We start from the raw sequence: 25,983 nt of genomic DNA, 5'->3' as shown, positions 1-25,983 counted from the left end.
GGTGGCGTACGACCTCGGGGCCAGTGACACCCGCCTGTCCCGCACGGGCGGTAGCAGGAAGAAGTGGAGGTGCCCCGGCCCGGTGTTGACCGCACCGGGCCGGGGCTGAATCCCCACCTGAGATACGCAGGAGGAGATCGTGGAGAAGCCTAGCGGTAGGCACCGCAAGCCCGTCCAGGGGTGGGCGCAGCAGGTGCGGTGGTTGGTCGGAGCGGTACTCGCCGCGGTGCTGTGCGGCAGCGTGAGCACCCGTCAGGAGGGGCACTCGCTCCCGTCACGTCGTACGGGTTCGCTGGAGTACGGGAGGTCCCTGCCGCGAAGCCGGGGTGCGGCGACCGAGGCGCTCAGGCCACGGCGGGAAAGCGCTCGGCGTGCAGTGCCATCCGGGAGCCCCAGCTCCGGACCGGTGAGGGTACCGCGCCCTCGTAAGCCCCACCCCTGGGAGCAGGGGTGGTGTGTGGACGACGATGGTGTGCGCGGAGTACGCCCCTACCTGTTCCGCGAGGCCAGCGGGGTTCCTCGTCGGCGGGAGCGAACTGTGGCTGTCGGCGGTCCAGGGGAGTTCGATGAGCTGGCTGGTCTGGTGAGGATCTGGGTGGACATGTGCGGCTGAGCGCCGGGTCTGTCTGGGAATGAGGGGTGGCGCCGCAGGTGCGGCGCCACCCCCTTGGCGTGCCTCGGGCGGGGCCGGGGCACGGACTGAACCCGCTGTGAACCCGATCTGAACCCCGCTTCTCGTCGCCTCAGAGGCGATCCCGGCTGAGAAATTCTGCTCCTGGATGTCGAATCGGCTGTTCGTCGGGGCTTCTTTAGGAAGTGATAGGCGCAGTAGAGCCACCACTGTGGAGGACGAGCGTGAACGACTACGAGCAGACCCTGACTCGGCTGGCTCCTCGGATCACTGACCGGGACCGGCAGATCTTGGCCGGGTTGTGGGAACACAACGTCATGACCACCCACCACCTTCGCCGCATCTACTTCCCCGAGGCGGGGCCACGACGCGCCCGCTCCCGGATTCTCACCCTGCACCGGTACGGGTTGACCAACCGGTTCCGCCGCCACGCTCACGACCGCAATGCTCCCGATCACTGGATTCTGTCCCCCACCGGCGCGGTGCTGGTCGCCTTGGGTCAGGACAAGGAACCCGACGCACTCAACTTCCGCTCCGACCGGGCGCTGGCGCTGGCGCACTCAGCCCGCCTGGACCACATCCTCGGTCTGGCCGAGACTCGCGCCCGCTTCCTGGAGAGTGCCCGCGAGGTCGGTGCGCGCCTACGGCATTGGTACGGGGAACGCGAGTGCGAGCGCAGGTGGGGCAGGCACATCCGACCCGACGCCTATGTCCACTGGGAACAGGGCGCAACGAACATGGATGCGTTCGTGGAGTACGACACCGGTACCGAGACCCTGACTCAGCTGAAGAACAAGATGCCCGGCTACGCGCGTCTGGCCCGAGAGAGCAAGATGGCGTCGATCGTGTTGGTACTGGTCCACTCCGACCAGCGCGAGGCCAACGCCGCCCGCAAGCTCGCCAAGGACTGTACCGGCACGGTGGGGGTGTACCTGAGCACCCACCAACGGCTGGCGTTGCATGGTGTGGCCGAGCCGATCTGGCGGTTGGCCCACTGCCCCGACCGGGTGGCGCTCGGTGATATCCCGCTCGCCTATCCCAGCGGGAAGAAAGAGAACTTCTGATCCGAAGAAGTGTCGGTGCGGTCGCGCGGGTGTGCGGCCGTCAGCAAGGGCCAGCGGTGGTTTGGAAATGGTGAGGAGAGAACGGCGTTTTCGGGAGGTCGCCGGTGTCCTATCGCCTGGCCATGGTCGTGGTGGGGCGGTGAACCGGCGGGCCGTTGGGGTGGCCGGTAAGTGGGCCTGTGACTGGGCCGGTAAGCACTCCTCCTGGGGCTCCGGGTGGTGGTCCGGCCTTGGGTGGACCACCCCTGGCGGCAGTCACAGTGCAGGTCGTCCGGGCATTGAGGTGGTCCATCGGCCGCCCCGGCTGTATACCCAAGTGGGTAGTCCTCTTCACGTAGGGCGGGCGGCGCCCGGGGTGTGTGGGGGCGTGAACGCCCCCACACACCCTCCCTGTGGGACCGATTCGATCCTCCCGACCTCACCTCTCCTGTCCTTTCTCTCGCTCTTCGCATTCCTTTATATGCATGGTTTTTCAGTGCTGTTCAGTAGTGGTTCGTGGGTGCGATGAAGATCGCCCGGACCGGCGGCGAGGATGCCGCCGTGTCGTTTTTCTTCTCCCGGGTGCTTTTCCGAGTCACTGGTATTCGTCTCGTGCCTCGCGGGCGGGCTGGGTGCGGCCTGTTCTCGGCGTCGTGTGGTCGGTGCACGGATCGGATGTCGCATCTGCGGTGGGAGGTGACTTCTTAAGGGGTTATCAGGGCGAGAGCGCCCAGACGACGGCACACAGCGCCTCAGGGAGGCCGTACAGCGGGGCGCCGCGTTCACGTTGGATCGGGACGGATGGGGAAAGGGCGGTTATGGGGGACACGCAACGACGGGTAGCGCGGGGGGACCGGGGCCTGGTGGGCGATGTGGCGGGCCGAACCCCGGGGCCGCGCCCGGTGGGCCGGGGCGGTGTGTCGGGCGCCGACCGGCCCGCTGGCGGCCCCGCACGGGCCGAAGCCGACGGGGGCGGCCACGGGGACGGTTTCGGGGGATGGCAGACGCACGCGGCGTGCCGGGGCCAGGACCCGGATCTGTGGTTTCCCGGCCAGGGCGGGTCGGTGCGCGCGGCCAAACGCGTCTGCGGCGTATGCCCGGTACAGATCAACTGCCTGGCCGAGGCGATGAAGCGGGGCGAGCTGTACGGGGTGTGGGGCGGCTCCTCCGAGGACGAACGGCGCCAGTTCCGTATCGCTCTTCGGAACGAGCGTGGGGGAGGTGCGCGTGGCCCGGGCCGAGCGGCATGACAAGGAAGGGGCGGTGCCGGAACGGTTGCTGACGATCCCCGAGGCCGCGAAGGTGCTGGCGGTACCGGAGTCGTGGTTGCGCGAGCGGGTCCGGTTGCGGCGGGTCCCGCACCGCAGGCTCGGCAAACACGTGCGCTTCAGTACCGCTGACCTGGAGCAGATCGTGGAGCGGGCCGCCCAACAGGTCTCTCCCGGAAGACGGTCCGCCCACGGTTGGCCAACGCGGTAGGGCGGAGCACGGCAGAGCCGGTGGGGCGGGCGTTCACCCGCCCCACCGGCGTGCCCGGGCCAGTGTCAGGAGATGAGGCGTAGGCGCTGCTCGCCGCCGGGATCGGTGCGCGGGGCCGGGGGCGTGGGCGGGCCGTCGATGGCCTCGATCATGGTGTCGTCGATGTCGGTGACCAGGTGCCCGTACCGGTCCATGGTGGTGGTGATCGAGGTGTGGCCCAGGCGGCGCTGGATCTTGAACACGTGTACGTCCTTCTCGATCAGCCACGCCACGTGGGTGTGGCGCAGGTCGTGGATACGCGGCTTCTTGCCGAGCCCTCGCCGTTGGGCCTCCTTGACCCCGGGCGCCCACCTGCGCCCGTAGAAGGAGGAGTGCCGCCACCAGGAGCCCCGGTCGGTGGTGAACACGAACTCCTCAGGGCCCTTGCCCTCCAACCGTGGGCGGAGAAGGTCGATGGTGCGCGGTGAGAGCGGGATGCGCCTGCGCGAGCTGCGGGTCTTGGGCGCACCGAGCCGGAAGGTGTTGTCGGGGCAGCGTTTCCACGCCCGACGCACGTCCAGGTGTCCCCGGGTGAGCGGTTGTTGATCGGCGCCGATGGCGGCCGTGAGGGTGATGTCACGGACCTGCAGGGCGACCAGTTCGCTGTAGCGCATGCCGGTGCGCACGAACACCTCGACCATGTCCCGTACGTCCTCGGCCATGGAGTCACGCAACAGCGTGAACTCCTCCCGGGTCAGGAAGCACATGTCGGCTTCGCCCTCGCCGTCGTCGACGCGCGGCAGGCGGGTGCGCGAGGCCGGGTTGGAGGGCCGCAGGGGCGGGTCCTCGCGTACGGCGGCCTCGCAGACGGTGAAGAGCAGTCCGTGGAGGTTGTGGATGGACTTGGGAGCCAGGGGTTTGCGCAGCCACCCGGGTTCCTTCTTGCGGCCCCGGCTGGGGGTGCTGGTCCTGTGTGGGGCCGTGGGGTCGGGGACTCCGGTGCGCAGGTGGTTGACCCAGGCGCGTACGTCTTTGGGTTTGAGCTGGGCGGGGTCGCGCAGGTTCACCTTTCCGAAGCGGGGGATCAGGTGGATGTCCAGGTCGCGGTGGTAGTCGGCGCGGGTGCGTTCGGCGATGCCGGTCATGGAGTCGACGAGGTCGCGGGCGTAGTCGGCGAACAGCACCGGTTCGGCTTCGGGTTCGTCGTCCTCGTCGGTGGTGACCCATCCGTGTCCGGGGACCCACCCGGGGGCCCAGCCCTGGCGTCGGATCCAGTTCTCGGGCCAGTGGTGGCCGGCCGCCTCGACGTGAAGGCGGAAGGTGTGGGCGTCGGCGTGGGTGTCGAAGGGTTCGGACTGGGGCGCTCCGGTGCGGGTGCCGCCGAGCCGCCATTTGACCCAGTAGCGGGTGCGCCCGTCGGCCAGTGTGCGCTGGTTGATGGTTGCCATGCGTGGACCATCGCTTGGTTGCGGGCCAAAGCGAAGGGAATCGGCGAAGGTTCTCGGCAATCTTTTCGCAGGCCAGCAGGGGTGTCCGGTGCACCCGGATATCGCCGCTGATGCCCGGGATGTGGGGGTTGGGCGCCGAACTGTGACCGCTTCGTGCACCCGGGTGCACCCCCACCCGTGAAGTGAGTGACGGGATGGGTGGTGCACACTCACCAACCAGATCTTTGCCCCCGTGCACCCGCTGGTGCACCCCCGGACGCGCAAAAGCCCCTGACCGTTGCGCGTTTGCGCTGGTCAGGGGCTTAAGCCTGTGGGGTGAGTGACGGGACTTGAACCCGCGACTTCTTGGACCACAACCAAGTGCTCTACCGGCTGAGCTACACCCACCACGTCCGCCTGGCCTCGCGGCCCTGCGTACGTATGAAAGCTTAGCGGACTCGGAGGAGTGCTTCGATCAGTTTTCCGGCCCGTCCGGTGTGGCGCCCTTCTCACGGGCCTCCCTGCCGGTGCCGCCGGCCATGACCTCGGCGGCGATCGCGCGGGCCGTGGTGGTGCTGGGGCCGGGCTCGGGCACGAAGGCGGCCGCGCGGTAGTAGCGCAGCTCCTTGATGCTCTCGGTGATGTCGGCGAGGGCCCGGTGGCCGCCGTTCTTGTCCGGGCTCGCGTAGTACACGCGCGGGTACCAGCGGCGCAGCAGTTCCTTGATCGAGGAGACGTCGACCATGCGGTAGTGCAGGAAGGCGTCCAGGTCCTTCATGTCGCGTGTGATGAAGGTGCGGTCCGTGGCGATCGAGTTGCCGCACAGCGGGACCTTGCGGGGCTCGGTGACGTAGCGCCGGATGTGCTCCAGGACCCGGTCCTCGGCCTCCTTGAGGGAGAAGCCCTGGTCCAGTTCCTCCAGCAGCCCCGAGCTGGTGTGCATGTCGCGGACGAAGTCGCCCATCTGGTCCAGTGCCGCCTGCGGCGGCTTGACCACGAGGTCGACACCCTCGTCGAGGATGTTGAGCTCACCGTCGGTGACCAGACAGGCCACCTCGATCAGCGCGTCGTTCTCGAGGTCGAGCCCCGTCATCTCGCAGTCGATCCACACCAGACAGTCGTTCATAACGGTCACCCTAAGGCGTTCCGGGGACTGCTGGGGATGGCCGAGGGGCGGCCGGACACGGGTCCGACCGCCCTTCGGGAGGCACGGGTCACCAGATGAACTGGCCCGGGTCGCCGACGTCGAAGATCTGGTACATCCAGTCGTAGACGCCGCCGATCTGCACGTAGGCCAGAGCCACGACGATGACGATGATCGCGAGCAGGGTGAAGCAGCCGCAGCCGCAACCGCTCTTCTTCTTGCGGGGCGGCGGCTGCTGCGGGCGCGGGGCGCCGTGGGGCGGCTGCCCGCCCGGGCCCTGGGCGCCCCACTGCGGGTGCTGCGGGCCGCCGGGGGGACCGCCCATGGGGCCACCGGGCGGCGGACCTCCCGCGAGGCCGTTCCTGGGGCCGGGCGCGGGCGGGTACCCGGGCGGCGGGCCCTGCGGAGGCCGGCCCATCTGCTGGGGCGGTCCGGGCCGGTGGTGCGGCGGCGGACCGCTGGGCATGCCCGGACCGCCGTGCTGCTGCTGGGGAGGCGGGTAGCCGCCGGAGGGCGGGAAACCGCCCGGCTGCGGCGGTCGGGGCGGCTGGTGGCTCCGCTGCGCGCCGGTCGGCGGCTGCTGGTGGCCGGGAGGCGGCCCCGGGGGCCGGAACCCGCCGTGCTGCGGCGGGGCGCCGGGAGGTCCGCCGTACGCCGGCTGGGGGCCCGACGGCGGCTGTCCGGGCGCGCCCGGGTGCTGGTAGCCCGGCTGGGGTCCGGACGGGGGCTGCTGTCCCGGCGCGGGCTGCCCCGGAGGCGGGGTGCCGGGGACCTGCGGCTGGTAGGCCGGCTGTGCCCCCGACGGCGGCTGCTGACCAGGGACCGGCTGGCCGGCGGCGGGGTATCCGGGCGCGGGCTGGTCGGGCGCCTGGCCCGGCCAGGCGGCGGCCTGGTGCTGGGGGTCGCCGGGCGCGCCGGGCGCGCTGGGCGCACCAGGGGCACCGGGGGGTTCGGGGGCCTGCTCGCCCTGCTCCTCGGCGCGCTTCTGGGCTTCCTCCCAGCGCTTCCGGGCCTCCTCCTCGCGTTGCTTGGCCTCGGCCTCCAGACGCACGCGCTCTGCCTCGCGCTGCTTGGCGGCTTCCTCCTCCGCCTTGCGGCGCTCCTCGCGGCGCTCCTCGCTGAGGTCGGCCCAACCCTCCTTGAGCTGGCCGAACAGACCCTTGAAGCCGCTCTTGCGCTTGCCGCTCTCGTCGGTCTCGGAACCGCCCGAGAACATCGGGTCGTCGGGGTTGAACACGGCGGTGCTGGGGGCCTCGTCCGTGCCGCCGGGGGAGAACACCGCGGTTCCGGGGGCGTCGCCGATCTGGTCGGGGGAGAACACCGCCGTGCCGGGGGTGTCGCCGATGGCGCCGGGGTCGAACACCGCGGTGCGCGGGGCGTCCCCGAGGGCGCCGCCCATGTCGGCCGTGGGCAGGTCGTCGTCGCCGAGGTTGGCGGTGGGGATCTCGTCGTCGTGTGCGTCGCGGCCCGGCAGGTCGGACGGGTTCACGCGCATCGTGGCGCCCACACCGCCCATGTCCGCGGTGGGCTCCTCGTCGGCGGCGAGGTCGGTGGTGGGCATCTCGTCGTCGTGTGCGTCGCGGCCCGGCAGGTCGGACGGGTTCACGCGCATGGTCGCGCCCACACCGCCCATGTCGGCCGTGGGCTCCTCGTCCTCGGAGCCCTGCCCCCAGGAGGAAGGGCTGATACGCATGGTGCTGGGTTCGTCGTCCACCGGGGTGGGGGCGGGCGGAGCGGCGTTCTGCTGCGCGGACGCGGGACCGATCCGCATGGTGCTCGGCTCGTCGTCCACGGGAAGGGGCGCCGGGGGGTGGGGCGCGGAGGGAGCGCTCTGTGACCAGGAGGGGTTGATGCGCATGGTGCTGGGTTCGTCGTCCAGCGGCGCGGGCGACGGCTCAGGGCTGGGTGGTGCCGAGGCCGTGTCCTGCGACCAGGAGGGGTTGATGCGCATGGTGCTGGGCTCGTCGTCCACGGGGGCGGCCGGCGCCGCGGTGGAGGGGCCGAGGCGGACCGTGCCGGGCTCGTCCTCGTCCACCTCCGAGGCGGACCCGTCCTGGCCCTGTCCTCCCAGGTAGGTGGTGGCGGCCTCCTCGTCGTCGGCGCTCGCCGCACCGCCCTGGAGCTCGCTCAGTGAACGGGTATGCCGCGTCCACTCGTCACCGTTCCACCATCTGAGCGTTTGCGCGTCGCCCTGCGGGTCCGCATACCAACCCGGCTCGATAGATCCACCCATGGGCGACAGACTAAGGGGTGCCCGGGCTTTGCTTGACCAGCGATCCCCGAATACTCGCGCTCGAGGGGTTTCGGGTGAATACGCACTCGCTGTACGTGTCCGACTGATCGCCGACGGTCGGGGTCACTTCGAGGTGGTGGCGGGCTCGAACGCGCTCCTGGCCTGGTCGGCGGCGGTGTCCCGTTCGACGCGGGAGTACGGGTCCAGCAGGCGGGCGGGATCGACGTGGCCGGGTCCGGTCGCCTCCGAACCGGGCACGCGGTCCTGCCCGAAGTGGCCGCCGCGGCTCCAGGCGCGGGCACGGGCCTCGTCGCGGGTCCCCGGCTCCTCCGGCGCGCCGGGCGGCGTGCCGTTCCAGCGCCGCGCCACCCCCCAGGAGTCCAGCCAGCCCAGCAGCGGTTCCAGGCCGCGCATCGGGCCGTCGGTGAACGGTGCTTCCCGCCGGGCGACCACGGCGACCGCCAGGCACACGCGTCCCTCCAGGCCGTGGTCGAGGTGCTGCGCGTACTCCTGCGCGGCGCCCAGTTCCATCCGGCCGCGCCGGGTGGCGGGCAGCAGCTGCACGATCTCGCCGGTCAGCGGGTTCCAGACGAGGTGGGTCTCCCGGCATCGCTCCACCAGGTGCCGGGCCTCCTCACCGGCCGACCGGGTGGCGGGATCGGACTCGGTCACGCCCCACACGGCTCGCGGCGCGCCGCGTCCCGGCGGTGCCGTGACGGCCCGTCCCTGGATCCTCTCGGCGGCGGACATCCACGCCTGCGTCATCGCGGTTCCCTCATCCAGTCGTCGGTGTGGGCTCCGCGGGTCGAGGAGGAGCCCTGAACACGCTCCGCACTCCCTGCGTACGCCACCGCGCGCGAGAAGTCCATATGTCCTCGCGTGAGGGACAGGGTCTTGTCACCTCGGCGTCCGGCACCCCGCGTCACCACGCGCCTCGGCCTCCACCGGGGCCCCACCGACGAGGACCGGGCCGTGGCATCGCGCCACGGCCCGGTCCGGTGTCCGGCGACTCCCGGTCAGCTCTCCTCGTCGTCGTCCTCCGCGATACGCAGCGAGAATGCCTGGAGGAAGATCTCCCCGATCTCCGTCGGGTCCTCCGTCATGTACGCGGCGCCGCCCGTGGCCGCGGCGATCTCCTGGAGCGGCTCCAGGTTCTGCACGTCGGGGCCGAACGCGATCGTGATGATGGGGATCGGCCGCGAGGCGCTCGCGATCCCCTCGATCTCGCTCAGCAGCTGTTCCAGCTCCAACCCGCCGGGGTTGTCGTCGTCCCCGTCGGTGAGCATCAGGATGACGTTGGTCCGGTCCGGCTGGTAGGTGCGCGACATCTCCTGGTAGGCGGCCAGGTAGGTGTCGTAGAGCGCCGTGTCCCCCTGGGGCAGCGGCTGCAGCTGGGCCAGGGCGTTGCCGATCACGGCCCGGTGCTCGGTGCCCGCCTCGTCGGTCGCCTGGAGCTCCCGGATGGGCGCGATCTCCTGGTAGTGGAGGTCGTTGTTGACGTTGGTGGAGAACTTCCACACGCCCAGTTCGGCCGTGGGCGTGAACATCTGCAGGCCCTCGGTCGCCGCGGCGGTCGTCACCTGCATGCGGGTCATGCCCGTCCCGGGCACCTCGGCGAGCATCGAGCCGGACACGTCCACGATCGTCAGGACGCGCGACTCCATCTTCAGCTGGTTCCAGGTCCGGGTCAGCTCGGTGACCGCGCCGCCCGAGGGCGCGGGCAGCTCGGAGGGCTCCTCCTCGCGGAAGCCGACCTCCTCGGTGAGCACGGCGGTGTCGATCTCCCCCTCGGGGCCGCGGAACCCGTCGGCGAGGTAGCGCTCCACCGCGTCGGGGCCGCGCACAGCATCGCGGAACAGGTCCGCGGCGCGGGTGATCTCGCTCTCCTCGCTGCGCACGACGTAGGGGTAGTCGAGGAAGTAGGTGCCGCCCTCCAGGTAGCGGGCCTGCGCGGCGGCGTCGTCGTGCTCGGCGTTGTAGCGCCACACGGCCTGCTCGGACATGACCATGACCGGCGGGGCCTCGGAGCCGCCGCCGCTCATGGCGAGGAAGGCCGCCTCCTCGTCGGAGGACGCGCCCTGGTGCAGGGACTGCAGGGCCGCGGTCATGTACGCGTTGAAGGTGTCGGTGTCGGGGCTGGCCTCCTCCAGGGCGCCCTGCATCAGGTAGAGCGTGCCCAGCCCGGTGGAACTGCGCGCGGGGTCGACCACGCGCACGGTGCGGCCGGCCTCCTCGGTCGGGGCGCTGGTGGGGAGCACGTCCGCCCACTGGACCTCCTCACCGGGGGCCTCACCGAACTCGGCGAGCTCGGCCATCACCAGCGGGGAGCGGGCCACGGAGGTGCCGGTCTCGGTGATGACGGCGTCGCCGGACTGGCTCTGGACCAGCTGCGACCACACGCTGGAGTCGGGGACCCAGACGTCGGAGTCGGTGTCGCCCATGGTCGCGCCGGCGCCGGTGATGCCGAAGGCGACGTTGGCGGAGTCGACCGCGCGCACGTTGACCCGCACGCACGACCCGTCCACCTGCTGCTCCTCGGCGTTGAAGTCCGTGGCGACGTCGTTCAGGGCGGAGGCGATCTCGGGGGCCGCCGCGACGTCGAGTTCGACGTCGGAGCCCCCGCATCCGTCCGACTGCCCGAACATGTACACGCCCGCGACGGCGAGACCGATCACGATGACCATCGCGGCGGCCAGAGCGGCGATGGCTCCGCCGCGGCCGCGCCGACGCCTGTTCCGGCTCGGGGGCTCTTCTGCGTATCTTCCGCGGTGACGTCCCACAGCATTCCTCACGGGGTGGTGTACGGCCGGAGAGTCGTACAGGGGGTGTGTTCCGGGGGTCCGGGGAGCGGTCGTCCTGTCCGGTCCGCAACGGGACGCATCCGACCACTGGGGTGTTACTGGTGGGAACGGTACTCAACCGGTCGTGCGGAGCGCATGCCGTGCCGTCCTGTTCTTCGGGTGCTCGTCCGGTGACGGAGAGGCTCGACGCGCGAGGCAGCACCGGTCACCTCGGGTGATCCGAACCATGGCTTGCGCCCAAGTGAACGTGAAGTGGCCCGACCGAAATTCTATTCCGTTATTCAATCGAGACGGCTCCGAGTCGAAATTCGGCCGAGCGCTCGCCCCCGCCTCAGCCGTCGCAGTCGGGAACGCAGAGCCGCCGCGAGATCGAGCTGAGGAAGATGTCGCCGATCTCGTCCGGATCGTCGGTCACGAAGAGCGAGCCGCTGGTGGCCGCCGTGATCTGGCGCAGCCGCTCCTCCTCGGCCTGGGCGCCGAACGCGATGACGAACAGGCTCACCGGACGCTCGGGGTCGAACCGGTCCTGCAGCGCCGCCACCAGTTCCTCGTGGGACAGGTCGCTGGAGCCGTCGTCGACCCCCGCGGTCAGCAGGATGACGCTGTTGATCTTGTCCTCGTCGTAGTGGGCCTGCACCTCGTCGAAGGCGTCCAGGACGTTGTCGTACAGCCGCGAGCCGCCGCCCTCCACGTCGATGTCCTCGGCCACGCCCACGAGCTCCTGCCGCCGGGTGGTGTCGGCGTCGCCGGCCGCCACCCCGAGCTCGCGCAGGTCGGCGGACTCCTCGCGGCCCCGCTCGCCGAGCTCGTCGGACATCAGCCACAGCCCCATGTCCGTCTCGTCGGGGAAGAGGGACAGGCCCATCAGCGCCGCCTGCCGGGCCACCTCCATCCGGCTCGGCCCGCCGTCGAGGTCCTCGGCCATGTTCTCGGAGGTGTCGGCCAGCACCAGGGCGCGGCTGGGCATGGACAGCCGGTTCCAGTCGGTGACCGACGCCAGCAGCGCGTCGCCCGTCAGGTCCTCGTGCGTGGGCGGCTCCTCGGCGCTCACCCCCGGCCGCTCGGCCAGCTCGGCGGCGGCCCGGCCGCCGGGGTCGCGAAACCCCAGTTCGCGCAGGCGCGTCCGGTAGGCGTCGTCGTCCAGCACCTCGTACAGGTCCGCGGCGGCCGCCCGCAGGGACGTGTCGTCGGTGACGGTCACGTACGGGTAGTCGAGGCCGACCGTGCCCTCGGACGGGTAGAGCGCCTCCAGCGCCGGGGCGTTCTGCGCGCGGGTGTCGTTGTAGGCCACCACGGCCTGCTCGGGCACCGCGACGAGCGGGTCCACCCGGTCCCGTGCCGCGGGAGAACCGGTGAAGAAGGTGCCCAGGTCGATCTCGCCGAAGGCGCTGTCGAGCTGGACGTCGCGCACGAAGTCCGTCATCGCGGTGTCGGCGTCGTCCCCCGAGCCCAGGTGGCGGCGGACCGCGTGCATGACGGTCATGCCGTCGGCGCCGCGGTTGGGGTCGACCATCACCACGGGGCGCTCGGGCTCGCGCTCATCCGGCAGGACCAGCGTCCAACTGGCGTCCTCGGGGTCGGGCAGCCCCTCGGCGCCCTCGGGCGCGGCCAGCACCACGGGGGAGTCGGCCAGCGACGGCGGGTCGGTCTCGATGCCCTGGGCGCCGCCCTCGGACACCCGCGCCAGCTCCACCCACGCCGAGGACTCGGGCACCCACACGTGGGGGGCGATGGTGGAGTCCCCTGGGCGGCCGCCGGAGACCGCCGTCATGATCCGGTGCGGGGCGATCTCGTCCACCTGCGCGTACACGCAGTCGCCGCCGTAGCTGGGCCGGCCCTCGTTGAACTCGGTGGCGGCCTCCCGGAGCACGGGGGCGATGCTCTGGGTCGCCGACACCCGTAGGTAGCGCGTGTCACCGCAGCCCAGCACGTTCAGGCCGACCGGAACCGCGACCGCGGCCAGCGTGATGAGCGCGATGGCGATCACGGTGAAGCCCAACGGGGACCGGACCACCCGGCGGGTGGTCGAGACGGCCGGTGAGGCGATGCGGTGGCGTCCACTGGACACGGGCACTCCGGGGTGTGGCTGGGGGTCTGCTCCCGGTCGCGTTCGGTCAGGGACGGCGGTCGTGCCACGGAGCGCCGCGCCCGGCGCCACGGAGGCGGGTGTGTGAACCTTCACGCGGAGGCGGGCATCACACGAGAGTGAACGCGAACGTCCGGGAGCCTGTCGCGAACGATTCCTCACCAGGACCTTACTCGCTGGTAATGGCGGAGCGGAAGGGCCGGTCGGCCCTCGGTGACGGCGCCCGGTGGTCGATGCGAGGTGATCGCTTTGTTACTGTGCCCACCCGAGACCACACCGACCCCACCGTTACACTTGGGCCCCGCTCCTGGCTTCAGATCGACGTGCGGTCCCTGTTCCGCGCGGGCTGACGACCACGTGTCCACCGACCCCCGAGGGTTTTGGCATGTCCCCATCGCACAGTGACCATCGCGGCCGAGCCACGCTCGGCACCTACCTGCTCGTCGGCGCCTGCACCGTCGGCGCGGCGGCGTACGCGGTACTGGTCGGGCCCTCGATGCTGCCGCCGGAACAGGCGCACACCGCCACCTCCGCGGCGACGGTGGAGTCGGGCCCGTTGGTGGAGGAGCCCGAGGAGGTCGAGCAGCACGCTCCCGTCGGATACCTGCGGATCCAGGTCAGCGACCGTGACCGCGCCTGGGTGCAGACCCTGAGCTGCGCCGGCGACGCCGAGGAGGACCCCGAGTCCTGCGCCGCGCTGGGCGAGGCCGCCGCCGAACTCGGCTCCGACCCGGTGGAGACCACCGGCGACATCGACCCCGCCGAGGACGACGAGTCCGGTGCGGACGAGGCGGCCACCGAGGACGTGGACGTGGACGGGGACGGGGAGGCCGACGGCACGGTCGCGCCGACCACCGCCATCGACCCCGGGGTCGAGCAGCTGTTCACCGAGGTGCGCGAGGGCACCGTGTGCACGGACAAGCTCTACGGCCCCCAGGAGGCCGCCATCGTGGGCGTCTGGGAGGGCATGGAGGTCGAGACCACGCTCTCCCGCAAGGGCTCCTGCGAGGAGGCCCGCTGGCAGCGCCTGCGCGCCGTCACCGACCAGATCGGCTGATCGGTTCCACGCCCCGCCCGGGGCGGTGCGCCGCCACGGGATAATGGGTGGCCATGGACGTCATCAGGGTCAGTGACCCCGCCGATCCGCGCCTGGCCGACTACACCCGCCTGCGCGACGTGAACCTGCGCCGCCACCTGGAGGCCGAGCACGGCCTGTTCATGGCCGAAGGGGACAAGGTCATCCGCCGAGCCGCGGCCGCGGGCTTCGAGCCGCGCAGCTTCCTGCTCACCGAACGCCGCGCCGCGGCCCTGGACGACGTGGTCGCCGCCTCCTCCGCGCCGCTGTACGTGGTCAGCGAGGAGACCGCCGAGCGGCTCGTCGGCTTCGACCTGCACCGCGGCGCGCTGGCCGCCTACCGGCGCCGCGCCCTGCCGCCGCTGCCGGAGGTCCTGGCGGGCGCGCGCAGCATCGTGGTCCTGGAGGACCTGGTGGACCACACCAACGTGGGCGCCATCTTCCGTAGCGCCGCCGGGCTCGGCGTCGACGCCGTCGTGCTCGCCCCCCGCTGCGCCGACCCCCTCTACCGCCGCGCCGTCAAGGTGTCGATGGGCGCGGTGTTCACCCTGCCCTACACCCGACTGGACGACTGGTACGGCGGTCTGGACACCCTGCGCGAGGCCGGGTTCCACCTGATGGCGCTCACCCCCGGAGCGGACTCGGTGCCCCTGCGCCAGGCCATGGCCGGGCTCGCCCCCGACGACCGCGTCGGCCTGCTGCTGGGCACCGAGGGGGACGGGCTGTCCTCGCGCTGGCTGGCGCGTGCCTCCGCCAAGGTCCACATCCCCATGGCCCGCGATATCGACTCCCTCAACGTCACCGCCGCCGCGGCCGTGGCCTGCTACGAGCTGGCCGGGCGCTCCGGCTGACCGGCTGACCGGCTGACCAGGCGGGGACCTGCGGCTCGGGCGCCTTCCGTGGGCGCCGCCCGCGAGGATCCGCGGCACACGCCCTAGGGTGGCCTGCGACAGGCAACGAGCAGAACGAAGGGGTGCGGCCTCATGGGCGGCAGGGCACTCGTGCAGTGGGAGCAGAACCGGGACAACGCGCCGAGTTCCCTGCACGTCGACATCTACGCGGGGGGCCGCGCTCCGGAGACCGGCCTGGAGGACGTGGCCTTCTACCAGGTGCCCTACGCGCCCTCCACGCAGGGCGTCGACGAGCGCTACGACCTGGTGTCCCGGCTGCCGTCGCTGGAGGTCGTCCAGCTGGTGTCGGCCGGCTACGAGCACGTCCTGCCGCTGATCCCCGACCACGTGACCCTGTGCAACGGACGCGGGCTGCACGACGCCAGCACCGCCGAGCACGCCCTCGGGCTCATCCTCGCCGCCCAGCGCGACCTGCCCCGGTGGGCCGTCGACCAGAAGGAGCACCGGTGGGCGCCGGTCCCGCTGCGCTCGCTCGCCGACCGCCGCGTGGTGATCGTCGGCTACGGCAGCATCGGGCGGGCCATCGAGCGCCGCCTGGCGCCGTTCGAGACCGAGGTCGTGCGGGTGGCCGGCCGCGCCCGGCCCGACGAGGACGTGCACGGGATCGACGACCTGCACGGCCTGCTGCCCGGCGCCGACATCGTGGTGCTGGTCACCCCGCTCACCGACCGCACGCGCGGACTGTTCGGGGCGGCCGAGTTCGCCCTGCTGCCCGACGACGCGCTCGTGGTGAACGTCGGCCGCGGCCCCGTGCTGGACACCGACGCGCTGCTGGCCCAGAACGGACGGGTCCGCGCGGCCCTGGACGTCACCGACCCCGAACCCCTGCCCGCGGATCACCCGCTCTGGGACCGGCCCGGGGTGTACGTGACCCCGCACGTGGCCGGGGGATCGGCGGCCTTCTACCCGCGTGCCCGCGCCTTCATGGACGACCAGCTCACGCGCTGGGCCGCTGGGAAGCCGCTGGCCAACGTGGTGCGTCCCGGCCGCTGAGGCGCCCCCGGGGCGCGGGCGCCGGGGACCCGCCCCGAATCGTCGTCGGCGCGGGCCACACTGGACGTATGCGGATCGCGGTGGTCGCCGACGGCGAGGGCGGCGGGTGGATCCAGGAACTGGACGAGTCCCCCGGCCCGGTCCACCGTGTCCCCGACCTCGCGGAGGCGGTGCGCGGCGCCGAGGAACGCGGCCGGCACCGGGCGGAGCCGGGCTCGCCCCGGACGGAGGCGCCACGGTGGGTGTGGTCCGCGAGCGAGGACGTCTACCCCGACCTCGTCAGGGCCGGGGCGCGGGTGTCGCGCTGCCACGACGTGGCCCTCACCGAGGCGCTCTTGCTGGGACACGAGGTCCGCCACACCGAGCCGCACTCCCTGGGCGCGGCCTGGGCCCGGCTGCACGACCTGCCCGTGCCCGAGGACCCCGTGCGCCGCCTGGGCGAGGGCACGACCGCCCAACCCGCGCTGTTCGAGGCCGACCGCTCCACACTGCCGCCCGGCACCGACCGGCTCGCCGCCCTCGTCGAGGTGCACGACGACCAGCGGCGCCGCCTGGCCGCGCTGCCCGACCGCGAACGCGTGGAACTGCTGGCCGCGGTGGAGTCCGCGGGCGGCCTCGCCGCCGCCGAGATGAGCCGCGACGGCCTGCCCCTCCGTCCGGACGTCCACGACGAGGTCCTCACCGAGCTCCTCGGCCCGCGGCCCCCGACGGGGCAGCGGCCCGCGGTCCTCGCCGACCTCGCCGCCCGTATCTCCGACACCGTCGGCCGCGACGTCAACCCCGACTCGCCCGCCCAGGTCCTCAAGGCCATGGCGTGGATGGGCCATCCGGTGTCCTCCACCCGCTCCTGGGAGCTGGAACGGATCGACCACCCCGTCGTGCCCCTCCTGCTGAGGTACAAGGAGCTGTCCCGCCTGCACTCGGCCAACGGGTGGGCGTGGCGGGAGACCTGGGTGCACGAGCGACCCGGCCCCGACGGGCTCCGGCTGGGCCGGTTCCGACCCGACTACGTGGTCGGCGGGGTCGTCTCCGGCCGGTGGGCCACCCGCGGGGGAGGGGCCCTGCAGATCCCCAAGGCGGTGCGCCGCGCGGTCCGCGCCGACCCCGGCTGGGTCCTGGTCCGGGCCGACGCCGGACAGCTCGAACCGCGCGTCCTGGCCGCCGTCTCCGGTGACGCCGCCCTGGCCGCCGCGGCCGCGGAGGAGGACCTCTACGCGCGGCTGGCCGACCAGGTGGGCGGCGACCGCGAGCGCGCCAAGATCGGTGTGCTCTCGGCCATGTACGGCCAGACCTCCGGCGACGCCGCGCCGCTGCTCGCCACCATGCGCCGCCTGTACCCGCGCGCCCTGGAGTACGTCGACGCCGCCGCGCGGGTGGGGGAGGGCGGGGGCATCGTGCGGTCCTGGCTGGGCCGGACCTCGCCCGCCCCGACCGACTGGCAGGCCCGCACGGCCGGGCCCGAGGGCGAACGCCGCCGGCGGGCCCACGGCCGCTTCACCCGCAACTTCGTCGTGCAGGCCAGCGCGGCCGAATGGGCGCTGGTGCTGCTGGCGGCGCTGCGCCATGACCTGCCGGAGGGGCCCGCGGGCGCGGGGATCGTCTTCTTCGTGCACGACGAGGTCGTGCTGCACGTACCGCGCGAGCTCGCCGAGGAGACCGTGCGGGCGCTCGCCCGGGCGGAGACCCGCACCCGCACGACCCTGTTCGGGGACACGCCGGTCCGCTTCCCGCTGTCCACCACCGTCACGGACTCCTACGACGAGAGGTAGCGCGGGATGAACGTGCGCCCTGGCCGCCGTTCCGGTTCGGGTCGGGCGGGTATCGCCCCCGTGGCCGTGAGGTGGACGTCCTATATCGGACGGCGCGGGCTTCTTGCCATCCGGCGCCACTGCACTCATTCTTGGATCCGGAACAACCGCACCTACGTCACGCCCCGGGGACCCCGCCCCGCAGGGCCCTGGAGAGGATGAGGCCCCCGTGCGGAGCCGCTTGAGAACATGCGCGGGCACCACGGCCGCCCTCGCGGTCGCCTTCACCGCTTTCGGCGCCACTCCGGCCTGGGCCGACCCGGTGATCCAGGACCGTCCCGCCGTCTCCGAACAGCTGTCCCCCGACGCCCCCAGCGGCTCCCATCCCCGTGACCGCGCCGCCTCCGACGACACCCGGTCCGACGCCCCCGACGTCGCCGACCCCGCGGACCTGCGCCGCGACGCCTACGTGGCCCCCTTCCGCCAGGCGCGTAGTGTCGAGTACTTCGCCGTGGCGCCCACGACCCTGTCCAGGGAGTCCGTGGACGCGGTCCGCGACATCGAGGGCGTGGAGCACGTCCTGACCGTCGACGCCGCCCGCGTGCGCGTGGACGGCGAGCCCACCTCCGTGCTGGGCGTCAACCCCTCCACCTTCCGCAACCACGCCCCCGGTCCCTCCGCCGAGTCCGACGAGATCTGGCAGGGCGTGGCCGAGGGCCGCGTGGCCCTGTCCAACGACGTCGGCACCGAGCGCGACCTGGACGTGGGCAGCGAGGTCACCGTCGAGGGCGGGCGCGGCGACGTCTCCCTGGAGGTGTGGACGCACGCCACCTCCGGCATCGCGGGCATCGACGCGCTGGTCTCCCGGGAGCGCGCCGCCGAACTCGGCATGCCCGAGGGCAACGCCCTGGTCGTGTCGGCCCCCGACGCGGAGCTGTTCGAGCTGCACGAGGCCCTGAGCGAGGCCCTGGGCGAGGACGCCTCCCTTCAGCTGGTCGCCGACGACCCCGAGCCCGACGTGTCCGGCGACGCGGTGCCGGAGTCGGTGATCGAGGAGGTCATCGCGAACGCGGAGACCCAGCTCGGCGTCCCCTACGTGTGGGGCGGCACGACGCCGAACGTCGGCTTCGACTGCTCCGGCCTCTTGCAGTGGGCCTTCCGGGAGGCGGGGGTGTCCATCCCGCGCGTGACGCACGACCAGTGGAACGCGGGCCGGCGCGTGGAGTTCGACGACATCGAGCGCGGGGACCTGCTGTTCTGGCGCTCGGACCCCACGGCCCCCGACTACATCTCGCACGTGGCGATCTACCTCGGCGACGACATGATGCTGGAGGCCCCGCGCACCGGTCTGGACGTGCGCGTCACGCCGGTGCGCACCGACAACTACGCGGGCGCGGTGCGCGTCAACACCTGACGTCCGGCCCCGGCGCACGACCGCCGCGAAACCGCCCCGTCCCGAATCCGGGACGGGGCGGAATTGTTGCCGTCGTGTTTCTTGATATTCATGTCGCAGAGACGAACAGGAGTGGGCCGTGGCGCCACCGCGTCGGTGGCACCACGACCCACTCGTTTCTCCTTGTCCGAAAAACCCAGCCGGGAGGGGAAGGCAGGTCTCGGTGAGGAGGAGGAGACAGGGGCGCCGCTGAGGGAGGGGGAGACAGCGAACGGTCCCTGTCATTCGTGGTATTGAGTTCTGACCGAACGCACACCCCTTATCACGGGCGGGTCGTCGCACAGGCTCTACATAAGCAGTGACCGGACGATTTGGCAAGAGGCGCGATCAAGGCAAACAACCGCCTTCAACCCGTTCCTATCACTCATCCCGGTCATCTCACCGATGACATCCTGGGCGATTCGTCTCCCACCCGTCTCCCACCATCGCCCCGGGGGCTGCGCGAGGGGTGGGGGCTTCCACCCTCAACGGAGAGCCTTCGGCTCCTGCTCTTTCCGCCATCGCCCCGGGGGCTGCGCGAGGGGTGGGGGCTTCCACCCTCAACGGAGAGCCTTCGGCTCCTGCTCTTTCCGCCATCGCCCCCGGGGGCTGCGCGAGCGGTGGTCTTTCTTGGTCAGCGTCCGGCCGCGTAGCCCTGGGAACCGCGTGCGTCGGCCGCGGCGCGCAGTTCGCCCGACTCCGGATCGCGGGCCACGGCCGCCAGCCGGCCCAGCGACCAGGGCTGCGCGACCTGCACGCGGTGGCCGCGGGCGCGCAGTTCGTCGATGGTCTCCTCGCCCACGCCCGGCTCCACGACCAGGTCGCCGGGAACGGTCTCGCGCGGGTGGAACGAGCTCGGGAAGGCGTTGGTGTGGAACATGGGGGTGTCCAGGGCCTCCTGGAGGTCGTCCACGCCGTTGAGGACGCGCAGGAGCGCCGTGAACGTCCACTGGTCCTGCTGGTCGCCGCCGGGCGTGCCGATGGCCAGGACCGCCTCCCCGTCCGAGCGGGTCACCAGCGTGGGCGAGAGCGTGGTGCGGGGGCGCTTGCGGGGCTCCAGGGCGTTGGGCGAGGCGGGGTCCAGCCAGAACATCTGCGCCCGCGTGCCCAAGGGGAATCCCAGGTCCGGGATGACCGGCGAGCTGCTGAGCCAGCCGCCGCTGGGCGTGGCGGAGACCATGTTGCCCGCCGCGTCGACGACGTCGACGTGGCAGGTGTCCCCGCGCAGGTCGGCGGGCGTGGCCCCGGCCGCGTCGCGCACGGTGGGCTCGCCGGTGGTGCGGTCGCCGGGAGTACGTCCCGGCAGGTACTCCGGGGGGAGGAAGGGCAGGCGGTCGCCGATCCGGCCGGGGCGCTGGTCCAGGCTGGCGGTGGTGTCGTCGACGAGCGCGGCGCGCCGGGCGGCGTAGTCGGCGCTCAGGAGCTCCTTGAGGGGGACGTCGGTGCGGTGGGGGTCGCCGTACCAGGCCTCGCGGTCGGCGAAGGCGAGCTTGGCGGACTCGGTCACCCGGTGGACGAACTCCGTGCTGACCCCGTCGAGGACGTCGTGGCCGGTGCCCAGGGCCTCGGCCAGCCGGAACTGCTGGAGCATCGTCGGGCCCTGTCCCCACGGCCCCGTCTTGTGCACGGTGTGGTCGCCGTAGGACACGCTCACGGTGTCCTCGTAGTGCGCCTGCCAGTCCGCCATGTCCTGCGCGCTCAGCAGAGCCCGCTGGGGCACGCCCGCGCCGTCGGGCACGGGGGAGGAGAGGAACGCCTCGACCGCTTCGGCGACGAAGCCCTGGGACCAGGCGCGCCGGGCGGCCTCGATCTGGGCCTCGCGGCCGGGGCCCACGGCCTCCGCCTCGGCGATGATCCGCCGGTAGGTGGCGGCCAGGGCGGGGTTGCGCAGACGGGATCCGGCGGCGGGCGCGGTGCCGTGCGGGAGGTAGACCGCGGCCGATCCGGCCCAGTGCCGCGTGAAGACGGGGGCGAGGGTGTCGATGGCGAGGGCGATCCGCTCCAGGACGGGGTAGCCGCGTTCGGCGAGCCCGACGGCGTGGTCCAGGACCTGGCGGACGGTCATGGTGCCGTGGTCGCGCAGGAGCAGCATCCAGGCGTCGAAGGAGCCGGGGACGGTGGCGGCCAGGACGCCCGCCCCGGGGACGCGGTCCATGCCGGCGAAGGCGTCGACGGTGGCCGCCGCGGGGGCGACGCCCTGCCCGCACAGGACCTGGGGTCTGCCGCCCGCCGCCCGCAGGATGATCGGTACCTCGCCGCCGGGGCCGTTGAGGTGGGGCTCGACCACCTGGAGGGTGAAGCCCGCCGCGACGGCGGCGTCGAAGGCGTTGCCGCCGCGCTCCAGGACGGACATGCCGCCGGCACTGGCGAGCCAGTGGGTCGAGGCGACCATGCCGAAGTCGCCGACCAGTTGGGGGCGGGTGGTGAAACCGGGCATCTGAGGGGGCCTTTCCGGGGAGGGGGACCCGGCGCCGAGGGCGCCCTGCCGTGGACTTTCCGGGACCGGATATCGAGGCGACCGTACATCAAGTCCGCGATGTCCGATATGGGCTGGACGAGGGGGCACCAAGGGCGGATGGGTGCAGAGCGGTCTCCGCGTGGTCGGTGCGGCCGGTGAGGCCGGTGCCGCCGTCGGGGTGGGGCCGACACGCCGTCCACAGACACGAAACCGGGGCTGGTGCCTGGCACCAGCCCCGGTTTGACGTGATTCAGGGGGCCCTCAGGGTCCACCGGCCTCGTGCTGCCCGCCGGATTCCCTCACCCCGCTCGGGGCACCCCCTGAATCAGGAACCACTCGTGTCGGTCCCGGTCGGGATGCTCCACGGCAGCGACTCCCACAGTTCCTGCCACTCCTGGGCGTCCACCGGGTCGATCTCGGCCTGCTCGGTCATGTCACCGTCCTGAACGGTCTGCGACACCTGGTCCATACCCTCGGTCATCGCGGCCTGGGCCTCCTGGACCAGGGCGGCGATCTGGTCCGCGACCTCGGCCAGTACCGCCTCCACCTCGGCCTTGTCCATGTCGTTGGCCTGCGCGCACTCGCCCGTGGCGGCGGTCTTCTGGTCCTCGGCGCCGTAGTACCAGACGGTCGCGAGCAGACGGTCGCGCTCGGCGTCGTTCAGGTCCCCCTTGGTCAGGGCCTGCTCGACGAACGCGCCCGAGTCCGGGGTCAGCGACTTGGTGTCCAGCACGGTCTGGCCGGACCCGAAGTCCACGAACTGGTCGATGAGGCACTCCTTGACCTGGCGGGAGGCGGCGTCGTCGGCCGTCTCCTCGGCCGGGGCCTCCTCGACCGGGGCTTCTTCGGCGGGTGCCTCGGCGTCAGGCGCCTCCGCGGCGGGAGCCTCTTCTGCCGGGGCCTCCTCAACCGGTGCCCCGGCGTCGGGGGCTTCCTCGGTCGGAGCTTCTTCTGCCGGGGCTTCCTCAGCCGGGGCTTCCTCGACCGGTGCCTCGGCGTCGGGCGCCTCCGCGGCAGGAGCCTCAGGGGCCTCCTCAGCGGGCGCCTCCTCCGCAGGCGTCTCAGGGGCCTCCTCCGCAGGCGCCTCCTCCGCAGGCGCCTCGGGCTCCGTCACGGGGTCCTCGGCCGCGGGCGCCTCTTCATCGGGCACGTCGTCAGCCGGTGTCTCCTCGGACGGGGCCTCTTCGCCCGGTGCCTCCTCGGCCTGCGGCGGGTCGGCGACGGGCTCGATCACGGCACCGTCCTGCGCGTCCGCGTTCTCGGCCTCCGTGGTCTCCGCCGCCTCCTCGACCTCGCCCTCGACCTCGGAGGCCTCCACCGACGTGGCGAACTTGACCAGCTCGTTGCCGCCCCACCGGTCCGGCTGCAGGTGCGTGGCGACGGCCACGCCCGGCTCCTCCAGCCAGAACAGGTCGCCCGACTCCTCCGACAGGAAGGCGCCGTCCGTGAAGGTCTCGTTCGGTTCCAGGCGCTCGAGCTCGTCCGTGGGAAGGTGCCCGTACCGGCTCTGCCGGAGGTCGTCCAGTTCCTGGAAGGCCTCGGAGCGAACCACGGCCACACGCCCGTACAGCTGGTCCGGGCCCTGCGTCCAGGAGATCTGGGACTGACGGTTGCCCTGCCGGTCGGTCGTGGACGAGGCGCTGATGCCGTAGCGCTCCAGCCCCGGCGGCAGGTAGCCGATCTCGTATCCGTCAAGGCTGTAGGTCGAGACGCCCTGGGTGATCAGCGGCCAGTTGAGCGACTGCGAGTCCTTGTCGTCGGCGGCCGCCGTTCCACTGACTCCCATCAGCCCAGTCGTGGAGATGGCGGCGGCACTGAACAGCGCGACCCACCTCTTGTGGTGCTTGCGCATGAGTGTTCCTTCCCATCGACTACTAGGGGTAATGATTTCAGGGCAGGCTGTAATTATCGAGAGGATCCGTCGTCAATATTCGTACATAAAGTGATCAAGCATATGCATACGGTAGCTGCCTCGCGGCCCATCGGCGTGTTCGCCACGCACCACCAGATGGTGGGTCGCCGATCACCGGATGCTCCGCAGACGGTCATCGCAGGGTCACCAAGCGCGTTCACCCTGAGGTGGCAGTTGGCCAGTCCACGCGCACTTGGGAGGTCCGGTGCACCGCATCGGTATCGTCGGAGCCGTCTCGTTCATCGCCGTCGCGAGCGCGACCACCGCGCTCGCCACGCCCACAGTCCACCCCCAGACGACCGCGGCCGGCGCCCGCTTCGCCGCCGAGCACCCCGGCCCCGTCCGGTCGCTGGACGCCGTCGCCCACCGCGGCGCGTCGGCGTACGCACCGGAGAACACCCTGGCCGCCATCGACGAGGCCGCCGCGCGCGGGGCCGTGACCGCGGAGATCGACGTCCAGCTCACCGCGGACGACGAGCTCGTGATCATGCACGACGCCACGCTCACGCGTACGACGGACGTCGAGGAGCGGTTCCCCGGACGGGCGCCCTACGACGTCGCCGACTTCACCATGGACGAGATCCGCGAACTCGACGCCGGGTCCTGGTTCGACGACTCCTTCGAGGGCGAGCCCGTCCCGACCCTGGGCGAGGCGCTGGACCGCCTGGAGGAGCACGACCTCAACCTTTTCCTGGAGCTCAAGCAGCCCGCCCTCTATCCGGGCATGGAGGAGCTGGTCGCCGACGAGATCACCGACCGCCGTCACTGGATGCGGCGCAACCCGCCCTGGCAGCCCCGGCGCCTGGTCGTCCAGAGCTTCGACTGGCGGGTGACCGAGCGGTCCAAGGAACTGATGCCGTCGGTGCCGCACGCCCTGCTCGGCCGCGTAGCCGAGGACCGTCTCGACGAGTTCGGCTGGGCGGACCTGATCAACCCCAACCACACCACCATCGACGCCGAGTACGTGGACCTGCTCCACGAGTCCGGCTTCGAGATCATGCCGTACACCATCAACGACCGTGCCCGCATGGACGCCGTCCTGGAGATGGGCGTCGACGGCTTCATCACCGACCACCCCGACATCGGCCGCGCGGCGATCGACGACTTCTCCGGTGACCGCAACCCGCGGGCGCCCATCGTCGTGCCGCCGGCCAGACCCGCCGCCTGAGTCGGCCGCACTCCGATCCGCCGGTCACGCCCGCCGACGGTGGGATGATCCCGGTGACCGACCACGGGCCCGCCCCGGGACGTCGACGACCGCCGTCCCGGGGCGGCCCCTCTCAGGAGGAACACACGTGAGCCAACGGCTGACCATCCCCCGCGAACACGTCGACTGGCGGACCAAGGGGCTGTGGTGGACGGGTGAACCGATCACCCTGGAGGAGTTCGCCGCCCGGCGCGACCCGCTCTTCACTGGACCCTTCACCTGGCCCCTCATGGTCCTGAGGGCCTCGGCCCTGGACCGCAACATCGCCGCCCTCGCCGACTTCACCGCCCGCCGGGGTCTGCTGTTCGCACCGCACGGCAAGACCTCGATGGCGCCCGCGCTCCTGCAGCGCCAGCTCGACGCCGGGGCCTGGGGGATCACCGCCGCGACGGCCAACCAGGTCCTGGCCTACCGCCGCTTCGGCATCGCCCGTGTCCTGCTGGCCAACGAGCTGCTGGACGCCCGCGTGCTGCGCGTGCTCGCCGCCGAACTCGACCGCGACCACGCCTTCGAGTTCCTCTTCTACGCCGACTCCGCGGAGGGCGTGGCCGTGGCCGCCCAGGCCGCCGCCGACGCCCGGGGCGGCCGCCCCCTGCGGGTGCTGGTCGAGCGCGGCACGCCCGGCGGGCGCACCGGATGCCGTACCCGCGAGGAGCTGCTGTCCGTGGCGCGCGCGGTCGCCGGGGCGCCGGGACTGGAACTGGCCGGGGTCGCCGGCTACGAGGGACCGATCAAGGACGCCGAGGGCGTGCGCGCCTTCGTCCGCGACCTGGTCGGCGACGCGGCCGCGATCGCCGCCGAACACGGGATGGAGCGTCCGGTGCTCTCCGTGGGCGGGAGCGCCTGGTTCGACGTCGTGGCCGAGGAGGTCGGCGCGAGCCCGGACGTGGTGCCGATCCTGCGCAGCGGCGCCTACGTGGCGCACGACGACGGCCTGTACCGGCGGACCACGCCCTACCGCAGGCTGCCGGAGGGTCCCGACGCGCTGGCCGGGGCGCTGGAGCTGTGGGCGCAGGTGACCTCGACGCCCGAGCCGGGGCTGGCCATCGCCGGGATGGGCCGCCGGGAGGCCAACTCCGACCAGGGCTTCCCCCTGCCGCGCGTGCTGCGGCGCGCCGACGGCTCGACGGCCCCGGCGACGGGGATGGAGGTCACCGGCCTCAACGACCACCACGCCTACCTCACCGTCCCGCCGGAGCTCGACGTGCGCCCGGGCGACCTCGTCTCCTTCGGCATCTCGCACCCGTGCACGGCCTTCGACCGCTGGCAGGTGCTGCCGGTGGTCGACGACCGCGACACGGTCGTCGACGCCGTGGCGACCTACTTCTGATGCGCGAGCCCGCCCCGACGGCCGTGAGCCGCCCCCGCGCGCCCCGCACGGCGCCCCGGGGCCGGGTCGCGGTCGGCCGGGTCGCGGTCGGCCG

Annotated in this window: 18 protein-coding genes and 1 tRNA gene; 10 read left to right on the top strand and 9 right to left on the bottom strand. The window is 72.3% G+C overall.

The genetic code is table 11. The features are described from left to right. The first annotated feature begins 855 nt into the window (after positions 1-855). The 3 genes from DFP74_RS29810 (at position 856) to DFP74_RS29800 (ending at position 3,153) form a co-directional block, all read left to right on the top strand. A complete protein-coding gene (locus DFP74_RS29810) occupies positions 856-1,695 on the top strand; it encodes a replication-relaxation family protein (RefSeq protein ID WP_121186873.1) in 840 nt (279 codons plus the stop codon). A gap of 464 nt (positions 1,696-2,159) precedes the next feature. Beyond that, on the top strand, positions 2,160-2,924 hold the full coding sequence (locus DFP74_RS35275; protein ID WP_370013447.1) for a WhiB family transcriptional regulator: 765 nt from the start codon (positions 2,160-2,162) through the stop codon (positions 2,922-2,924). A gap of 13 nt (positions 2,925-2,937) precedes the next feature. Next, positions 2,938-3,153, top strand: a complete 216-nt coding sequence (locus DFP74_RS29800) for a helix-turn-helix domain-containing protein (protein ID WP_233571217.1) — start codon at positions 2,938-2,940, stop codon at positions 3,151-3,153. 65 nt (positions 3,154-3,218) lie between these two features. Here the strand turns inward: DFP74_RS29800 and DFP74_RS29795 are convergent, their stop codons facing one another. The 7 genes from DFP74_RS29795 to DFP74_RS29765 all read right to left on the bottom strand — a co-directional run bounded on the left by DFP74_RS29795 (position 3,219) and on the right by DFP74_RS29765 (position 12,805). After that, positions 3,219-4,580, bottom strand: coding sequence for a site-specific integrase (locus DFP74_RS29795; RefSeq protein ID WP_121186869.1), 1,362 nt, complete (start codon positions 4,578-4,580; stop codon positions 3,219-3,221). A 311-nt stretch (positions 4,581-4,891) separates the two neighbouring features. Beyond that, a tRNA-His gene (locus DFP74_RS29790) sits at positions 4,892-4,967 on the bottom strand. A gap of 67 nt (positions 4,968-5,034) precedes the next feature. Continuing rightward, positions 5,035-5,685, bottom strand: a complete 651-nt coding sequence (gene orn, locus DFP74_RS29785) for an oligoribonuclease (RefSeq protein ID WP_121186867.1) — start codon at positions 5,683-5,685, stop codon at positions 5,035-5,037. 88 nt (positions 5,686-5,773) lie between these two features. Further along, entirely contained in the window at positions 5,774-7,936 is a 2,163-nt protein-coding gene (locus tag DFP74_RS34785; protein ID WP_121186865.1) for a hypothetical protein, read from the bottom strand. Positions 7,937-8,059: 123 nt separating this feature from the next. After that, a complete protein-coding gene (locus DFP74_RS29775) occupies positions 8,060-8,701 on the bottom strand; it encodes a hypothetical protein (protein WP_121186863.1) in 642 nt (213 codons plus the stop codon). A 251-nt stretch (positions 8,702-8,952) separates the two neighbouring features. Next, positions 8,953-10,716 carry a substrate-binding domain-containing protein gene (locus DFP74_RS29770; protein WP_121186861.1) on the bottom strand — a complete coding sequence of 588 codons (1,764 nt, stop codon included), beginning with the start codon at positions 10,714-10,716 and terminating at the stop codon, positions 8,953-8,955. A gap of 352 nt (positions 10,717-11,068) precedes the next feature. Then, the gene (locus DFP74_RS29765; RefSeq protein WP_121186859.1) at positions 11,069-12,805 is read right to left on the bottom strand and encodes a substrate-binding domain-containing protein; all 1,737 of its coding nucleotides are present in this window, start codon (positions 12,803-12,805) and stop codon (positions 11,069-11,071) included. Positions 12,806-13,208: 403 nt separating this feature from the next. On the opposite strand from DFP74_RS29765, the gene DFP74_RS29760 reads away from it, so the two are divergent. The 5 genes from DFP74_RS29760 to DFP74_RS29740 all read left to right on the top strand — a co-directional run bounded on the left by DFP74_RS29760 (position 13,209) and on the right by DFP74_RS29740 (position 18,964). Then, entirely contained in the window at positions 13,209-13,880 is a 672-nt protein-coding gene (locus DFP74_RS29760; protein ID WP_121186857.1) for a hypothetical protein, read from the top strand. 53 nt (positions 13,881-13,933) lie between these two features. Continuing rightward, a complete protein-coding gene (locus DFP74_RS29755) occupies positions 13,934-14,749 on the top strand; it encodes an RNA methyltransferase (RefSeq protein WP_121188613.1) in 816 nt (271 codons plus the stop codon). 132 nt (positions 14,750-14,881) lie between these two features. Further along, positions 14,882-15,802 carry a 2-hydroxyacid dehydrogenase gene (locus DFP74_RS29750; protein WP_121186856.1) on the top strand — a complete coding sequence of 307 codons (921 nt, stop codon included), beginning with the start codon at positions 14,882-14,884 and terminating at the stop codon, positions 15,800-15,802. A 68-nt stretch (positions 15,803-15,870) separates the two neighbouring features. Continuing rightward, entirely contained in the window at positions 15,871-17,571 is a 1,701-nt protein-coding gene (locus DFP74_RS29745) for a bifunctional 3'-5' exonuclease/DNA polymerase (RefSeq protein ID WP_121186854.1), read from the top strand. 208 nt (positions 17,572-17,779) lie between these two features. Continuing rightward, complete coding sequence (locus DFP74_RS29740; RefSeq protein WP_199725818.1) at positions 17,780-18,964, top strand: C40 family peptidase; 1,185 nt, start codon at positions 17,780-17,782, stop codon at positions 18,962-18,964. Between the two features lie 652 nt (positions 18,965-19,616). On the opposite strand, the gene DFP74_RS29735 is transcribed toward DFP74_RS29740, so the two are convergent. Together DFP74_RS29735 and DFP74_RS29730 are read right to left on the bottom strand one after the other, a co-directional pair. Continuing rightward, complete coding sequence (locus tag DFP74_RS29735) at positions 19,617-21,419, bottom strand: gamma-glutamyltransferase family protein (RefSeq protein WP_121186851.1); 1,803 nt, start codon at positions 21,417-21,419, stop codon at positions 19,617-19,619. Positions 21,420-21,765: 346 nt separating this feature from the next. Continuing rightward, a complete protein-coding gene (locus tag DFP74_RS29730) occupies positions 21,766-23,292 on the bottom strand; it encodes a hypothetical protein (protein WP_121186849.1) in 1,527 nt (508 codons plus the stop codon). A 265-nt stretch (positions 23,293-23,557) separates the two neighbouring features. Between DFP74_RS29730 and DFP74_RS29725 the strand changes: the two genes are divergently transcribed. After that, the gene (locus tag DFP74_RS29725; protein ID WP_121186847.1) at positions 23,558-24,520 is read left to right on the top strand and encodes a glycerophosphodiester phosphodiesterase family protein; all 963 of its coding nucleotides are present in this window, start codon (positions 23,558-23,560) and stop codon (positions 24,518-24,520) included. A 127-nt stretch (positions 24,521-24,647) separates the two neighbouring features. After that, positions 24,648-25,889 carry an alanine racemase gene (locus tag DFP74_RS29720; RefSeq protein WP_121186845.1) on the top strand — a complete coding sequence of 414 codons (1,242 nt, stop codon included), beginning with the start codon at positions 24,648-24,650 and terminating at the stop codon, positions 25,887-25,889. The last annotated feature ends 94 nt before the right edge of the window (positions 25,890-25,983 follow it).

The organism is Nocardiopsis sp. Huas11, assembly GCF_003634495.1.
In the GTDB taxonomy this organism is placed as follows: Bacteria; Actinomycetota; Actinomycetes; order Streptosporangiales; family Streptosporangiaceae; genus Nocardiopsis.
Note: the sequence above shows the minus strand (reverse complement) of the source record. Positions and strands in the feature narration are given on the sequence as shown.

Bases quoted from the DNA above. Each gene is read 5' to 3' on its own strand.
- DFP74_RS29745 (WP_121186854.1), top strand. From the start codon at position 15,871: ATGCGGATCGCGGTGGTCGCCGACGGCGAGGGCGGCGGGTGGATCCAG.
- DFP74_RS29750 (WP_121186856.1), top strand. From the start codon at position 14,882: ATGGGCGGCAGGGCACTCGTGCAGTGGGAGCAGAACCGGGACAACGCG.
- DFP74_RS29775 (WP_121186863.1), bottom strand. From the start codon at position 8,701: ATGACGCAGGCGTGGATGTCCGCCGCCGAGAGGATCCAGGGACGGGCC.
- DFP74_RS29735 (WP_121186851.1), bottom strand. From the start codon at position 21,419: ATGCCCGGTTTCACCACCCGCCCCCAACTGGTCGGCGACTTCGGCATG.
- DFP74_RS34785 (WP_121186865.1), bottom strand. From the start codon at position 7,936: ATGGGTGGATCTATCGAGCCGGGTTGGTATGCGGACCCGCAGGGCGAC.
- DFP74_RS29760 (WP_121186857.1), top strand. From the start codon at position 13,209: ATGTCCCCATCGCACAGTGACCATCGCGGCCGAGCCACGCTCGGCACC.
- DFP74_RS29730 (WP_121186849.1), bottom strand. From the start codon at position 23,292: ATGCGCAAGCACCACAAGAGGTGGGTCGCGCTGTTCAGTGCCGCCGCC.
- DFP74_RS29755 (WP_121188613.1), top strand. From the start codon at position 13,934: ATGGACGTCATCAGGGTCAGTGACCCCGCCGATCCGCGCCTGGCCGAC.
- orn (WP_121186867.1), bottom strand. From the start codon at position 5,685: ATGAACGACTGTCTGGTGTGGATCGACTGCGAGATGACGGGGCTCGAC.
- DFP74_RS35275 (WP_370013447.1), top strand. From the start codon at position 2,160: ATGGTTTTTCAGTGCTGTTCAGTAGTGGTTCGTGGGTGCGATGAAGAT.
- DFP74_RS29795 (WP_121186869.1), bottom strand. From the start codon at position 4,580: ATGGCAACCATCAACCAGCGCACACTGGCCGACGGGCGCACCCGCTAC.